Source organism: Sulfurovum sp. (assembly GCF_041551015.1).
In the GTDB taxonomy this organism is placed as follows: Bacteria; Campylobacterota; Campylobacteria; order Campylobacterales; family Sulfurovaceae; genus Sulfurovum.
Map to the genome: position 1 here is coordinate 1 of NZ_JBFENQ010000120.1, position 5,375 is coordinate 5,375.

The 5,375-nt window shown below is 39.3% G+C and carries 7 protein-coding genes; 3 read left to right on the top strand and 4 right to left on the bottom strand.

The window, feature by feature from the left end; genetic code table 11:
* A partial coding sequence (locus ABZC96_RS07975) for a penicillin-binding transpeptidase domain-containing protein (protein ID WP_373030307.1) occupies nucleotides 1-1,050 on the top strand: 1,050 nt, incomplete at its 5' end.
* Nucleotides 1,051-1,054: 4 nt separating this feature from the next.
* On the opposite strand, the gene ABZC96_RS07980 is transcribed toward ABZC96_RS07975, so the two are convergent.
* Together ABZC96_RS07980 and ybeY are read right to left on the bottom strand one after the other, a co-directional pair.
* Nucleotides 1,055-1,987, bottom strand: coding sequence for a calcium/sodium antiporter (locus ABZC96_RS07980; protein ID WP_373030309.1), 933 nt, complete (start codon nucleotides 1,985-1,987; stop codon nucleotides 1,055-1,057).
* 266 nt (nucleotides 1,988-2,253) lie between these two features.
* Nucleotides 2,254-2,700: an rRNA maturation RNase YbeY gene (gene ybeY, locus ABZC96_RS07985; RefSeq protein ID WP_373030310.1), complete on the bottom strand. Its 447-nt coding sequence runs from the start codon at nucleotides 2,698-2,700 to the stop codon at nucleotides 2,254-2,256.
* 158 nt (nucleotides 2,701-2,858) lie between these two features.
* Here ybeY and queC point away from each other — a divergent pair, with 158 nt between their 5' ends.
* Entirely contained in the window at nucleotides 2,859-3,524 is a 666-nt protein-coding gene (queC, locus tag ABZC96_RS07990; RefSeq protein ID WP_373030312.1) for a 7-cyano-7-deazaguanine synthase QueC, read from the top strand.
* Nucleotides 3,525-3,530: 6 nt separating this feature from the next.
* Here the strand turns inward: queC and ABZC96_RS07995 are convergent, their stop codons facing one another.
* Nucleotides 3,531-3,935, bottom strand: coding sequence for a hypothetical protein (locus ABZC96_RS07995; protein ID WP_373030313.1), 405 nt, complete (start codon nucleotides 3,933-3,935; stop codon nucleotides 3,531-3,533).
* Between the two features lie 99 nt (nucleotides 3,936-4,034).
* On the opposite strand from ABZC96_RS07995, the gene ABZC96_RS08000 reads away from it, so the two are divergent.
* Nucleotides 4,035-5,075: a coproporphyrinogen III oxidase gene (locus ABZC96_RS08000; protein ID WP_373030314.1), complete on the top strand. Its 1,041-nt coding sequence runs from the start codon at nucleotides 4,035-4,037 to the stop codon at nucleotides 5,073-5,075.
* A 10-nt stretch (nucleotides 5,076-5,085) separates the two neighbouring features.
* On the opposite strand, the gene ABZC96_RS08005 is transcribed toward ABZC96_RS08000, so the two are convergent.
* Nucleotides 5,086-5,375: asparaginase domain-containing protein (locus ABZC96_RS08005; RefSeq protein WP_373030315.1), on the bottom strand; the 290-nt coding region annotated here is incomplete at its 5' end.

The following is a 5,375-nucleotide window of genomic DNA, read 5'->3' on the forward strand; positions in this document are numbered from 1 at the left end:
ATGCGCACTAATGGTGAAGTATTATCTGCAGTCAGTTATCCATCGTATGATCCTAATCTTTTTGTGGGAGGTATCAGTACAGAAGATTGGAAAGCTTTGCAGGATGATCTTGCACATCCTTTTACCAACAAATTTATACATGGAACATATCCTCCTGGATCCACTATAAAAATGGGTATGGCTTTGGCATTTTCTAAGGCTTTGCCTAACTCACTCGGGGCATCGGAGCATTGTAATGGACATATTACACTTGGTAGCAGTAAACATAAGTTTAGATGCTGGTCACGATGGGGACATGGTAAAGTTGAACTTAGAAAAGCAATACGAGAGAGTTGTGATGTCTACTTTTACAATAAGAGTTTAAAAGTAGGTATTGATGCGATGGCAAAACACCTTCGTACTTTTGGTTTAGGTGTAAAAACAGATGTGGATCTACCGCGTGAATATGCTGGTGTGATGCCAGATAAAGCGTGGAAAATGCAACGTTATAAACAGCCATGGTATATGGGTGAGACAGTCATCTCATCCATAGGCCAAGGATATGACCTTGTGACACCCTTACAGGTAGCACGCTATACAGGGCTGATCGCTACTTCATCACTTGCCAAGCCATTTATTGCAAGAGAGATTGATGGCAAGAAGATTGAGCCTGAAATGAAGTCCCTGGATTTTGATGCATACTATTTGAGTGAGATCAGAAAAGGGATGTATGATGTGTGTAATGTAAGAGGTGGTACTGCCTATAATACGATGAGTAAACTACCTATTGTTGTTGCCGGTAAAACAGGTACTTCACAAGTAACTTCCATTCCTCAGTCAACGCAGAAACGTTTAAAAGAGGAAGAGTTGGCCTATTATCATCGTTCACATGCCTGGATCACTACCTATGCTCCTTATGAAGACCCTAAATATATTGTAACTGTATTGGTGGAACATGGAGGGCATGGAGGTAGTACAGCAGGTCCAATCGTGGCAGATATTTATAAGTGGCTTTATAAAAAAGGCTACTTTTCTGAATCAGAAGTAGCTGTAGAGGAAGTAGACAGATAATACTTTACATGCTTTGTAAAGTATTATTTAAAAAGAGTCCTAAAATAATAATGAGACTGATACCTGCTGATTTGGTGTAGAGTTTATTTGCTGTGATAAACACAAGAAGAAATGTTGCTACTATCATTGTAGCTATGTCGAAGATATATGCCGGAGCATCGATAGTCATAGGGTTTGTAAAAGCCGCTGCACCAAGTACTACGGTAGTGTTTGCCATATTGGATCCGATGATGTTTCCTATGGCCATATCGACTTTACCTTTGACTGCTGCAGAGATACTTACAACCAACTCCGGCAATGATGTACCCAATGAAACCATGATGATACCTATAATCCACTCTGAAATACCGAAACTTTTAGCGATATTAGAAGCACTTTCTACGGTGAAATGTGCCCCGATGATGACTAAAACAAATCCGCCTAAAAGTATAATTATTGTTTTTGGCCAAGAAAATATACCTATGTCAATATCTTCTAACGCCTCTTCAGGAATGTTTTTGGCATCTTGAAGAAGAAAAACAAGGTATGCACCCATTAAAAGCATTAAAAGTAAAGCATCAAATCGAGAGATGATACCATCAAGTATCATCAAGATAAATACCAGTACAGGTACCAGTGCCCAGGTGCTGTCCTTGGCAAAGAAGTCTCTGCTCGGATTGATTTTCGTCGCTATGAGAAAAACAGATGCTAAAACGAGAGTGATGTTAAGTACATTACTTCCTATTACGTTGGCTACAGCGATATCAGGTTTATGACTCAAACTTGCAGCGATACTTGCAGCCATCTCAGGCAAAGAAGTACCAAGAGCTATGAGTGTTGCACCGATGATAAACTCTGGTATGTTGAACTTTAAGGCGATGCGTTCACTTTGGTAAATAAGTAGGTCCGCACCCCATATCAATACGCCCATGGCGATAACAAAAATAACAAAATCCAAAATTAATACTCCTTGTTGAACCCTTTGACTAGGTTAGGTATTCATAATATCACTAGCTTTTGTCTAGACTAGGCACTCTTTTGAAGTCCTAGCCAAAGCTAAGTCAAAAAAGAGTAACAACGTATAGGCGAAAGCTAGTGATACCCACAGGGTGGGCTTTGCAAATACAATCTTTCGCAAGATGCTTACTTCATCTTAGCATTGGCTAGGACTTGAAAGCCTCTTACAAAATCTTATATTTGCAAAACCCATTATGAATATCTAACCTAGTCAGAGGATTCAATTGTTCTTACGATTAGACTTTTTGGTAGATCAAACTGTTCTATGAGTTCTTTTTCTCTTGCTCTCATTTCACCATCATCATGTTCATGATCAAAGCCTAGCAGGTGAAGCATACCATGAATGAACAATAGTGAGAGTTCATCTTGAACACTGTGTCCGAATTCTGCTGCTTTCTCTTTTACAAATGACTCAGCTATGATGATGGATCCCAAAGGCATACCAAATATAGACTGTTCTGTAAAAGGAGCATCCATTGGGAAGGAGAGTACATCTGTTGCACTGTCTTTTCCTCTATGCTCAGCATTCAGTGCCTGTATGGTCTCATCATCGGTGATGATAAGTTCCACTTCTTTGCTGGAGAGTGTTTCTGCTATCTTCTCCAATGCTTCCAAATCAACTGTCAATGATGTTTGATTATCTAAGTCTATCATGCTCGAAGTTTACCCAAATCTTGGTAAAATAGCAGTAAAAAGTAGTAGGGTAGTATTAATAATGATATTAACCGAACTGTTAAGTGAGACTTCTACGAGAAATCATTTAGTGATTTCCTGTATCAGCCTGTTGGGCTAGAAGTGAAAAGGAAGAATGTATGTTAAAACGAGCAGTATGTATAATTTCTGGGGGGATGGATAGTGCCTTAAGTGCTAAGATCGCACAAGTAGACGGCTATGAAATTATCGCTTTGCATTTTAACTATGGGCAGCGCACTGAGTCTAAAGAACTTGAATGTTTCCGTAAAATTGCATCCGCAGTCGATGCAAGTGAAAAGTATGAGATAGATCTGCCTTTTTTTGAGCAGATCGGTGCTTCTGCTTTAACAGATAAAAGTATAGATGTGCCTACAGGGGGTATAGAAGAGGGTGTACCTGTAACGTATGTACCTTTTAGAAATGGTATTTTTCTCTCTATTGCCGCTGCAGTAGCTGAGAAACATGGAGCTGAAGCTCTATTCATCGGTGTTGTAGAAGAAGACAGCTCTGGTTACCCTGACTGTCGTGAGAGTTATATAGAACAAATGCAAAAAGCCATCAACCTTGGTACAAAAGATGAGACGAATTTAGAGATAAAGATGCCATTGGTTACTTTGAAAAAAAGTCAGATAGTACAAAAATCTTTAGATCTAAATGTCCCTCTGAAAGATACATGGAGCTGTTATAAATCTGAAGAAGCGGCTTGTGGTGTCTGTGACAGTTGTAGGTTGAGATTAAAAGGGTTTAAAGAAGCGGGAAGTATAGACCCGATTCCTTATGCTTAGTAAAGACTAGTTGAAAGTAAACCCTCTGATGATGAAATTAAATTCATATCCTTGATTAGGGTATCTGCGTAATCCTTCTTTGATAAACTGTTGTCGTGTGATCTGTCTGTCCCATAGTCTGTAGGTCAAGTTTTTAAACCATTCTTTTTTTTCAGGTGTATCGAGTGCAAGTCTCTGATAATTAGGATCATCTTTAATACCTGACGCTATTTTTCTCATAGTCTTCTCATAAGCCTCTTTTTTTTCAGGGCTTGGCTCTTCATAATATTTTTCCGTTGTAGTATCTTGAGTTACTTGTGCCGTTTGTGTCGACTGAACAGGTTGAGTCGGTTCTATAAGGTAGTCCATAGAACTTGTACAGCCAGAGAAGCCCCACGCAACAAGGGTTGCTATTATTAAATGTTGTTTCATTAATTCTTCTTTTTTTATAAATTATTTTGTAGTCTTATTGTAGCAAAATGAAATAAAAATTACTATGATATAATTTTATAAAAATAAAGGCCACATACCATGATAACCCCCGCACAATCACCACAGGCGAAAGAAGCAAATATGCTTGTAGAAGGACTACAGGCTTATTTTGTCTCAAAGCTAAACTCTCTTGCATTGAAGTTTGGAGAAGGGAAGTCCTGTGAAGCTGTTTCATGGGAACGCGATGGAGGAAAACATGGTGGCGGTGTACGTTATGAAGCTAGAGATTCTGTTGTATTTGACAGAGGTTCTGTCAATGTCTCACAAGTACATTATGACGATGACAAGAAGAAAAAACTAGGTTCGGCAACTGCCATTTCTACGATCATACACCCTCGTAATCCACATGTACCTTCCATGCATATGCACATCTCTTGGACACAGATGAGAGATGGAGAAGGGTATTGGCGTGTGATGGCTGACTTAAACCCTTCGATCATAGGCGAATCTGATCCGGACAAAAAACGTTTTTCTGAAATGCTTGAAAAAGTTACAGGTGAACTTTATGAAGAGGGTGCAGCACAGGGTGACAGATATTTTTATATTCCAGTACTAGGAAGACATCGTGGTGTAAGCCACTATTATCTTGAAGGGTATAATAGCGGGAATTTTGAAGAAGATAAGGCATTTGTAGTGGAGGTTGGCGAAAGGGTCATAGACACATATATCGCTATTGTCTCTGGAAAACTGGCTGAATACCCTACATTTACGCAAGAAGATAAAGAAGAACAACTGGCTTACCATACACTCTATCTTTTCCAGGTATTGACTTTGGATAGAGGTACGACATCGGGTCTACTTATACATGACCAGAATGATGTGGGCATCATGGGTTCCATCCCTTCTCATGTCAACAGAGATATATTGGCTACCTGGGTAGAAAAAATGCCTCAACCTCAAAATCTTTTAGTTGAGGCACTACTTAAAGCCTTACCTAATGAGATGCCGACACCGGTAGAAGAAAATACTAAAAAAGCTTTAGCTAAAGCGGTACGAAGACATTATAAAAAACATCCTGAAGCATTAAGCATGCAGGCTTCAGGAGAGATCATCCCTCCCACAGTAGATAACCACAAGTAACCTTTTAGCACTAAAGGCTGAACCTGCCTTTGGCTCGGTCTTTTTTTATCTTTTCATAAGGTCCCATTACACCATTCATAGCGATAAAAATACCTTCTTTTTCCAAGGTATTTATGTATCCATAAGCTGAACATAGATTTGCAGTAGCTTCTACCGGGTCTACACTATATGGAACCATAGCTCCTGTGAGTACAATACACTTTTCCAAATCAGCATCTGCTAAATATTCAGCCGTAACGTCCATCGTATCTGTTCCATGTACGATAAGTATATGGTGATAATCAGAGTGACTGATGGTGG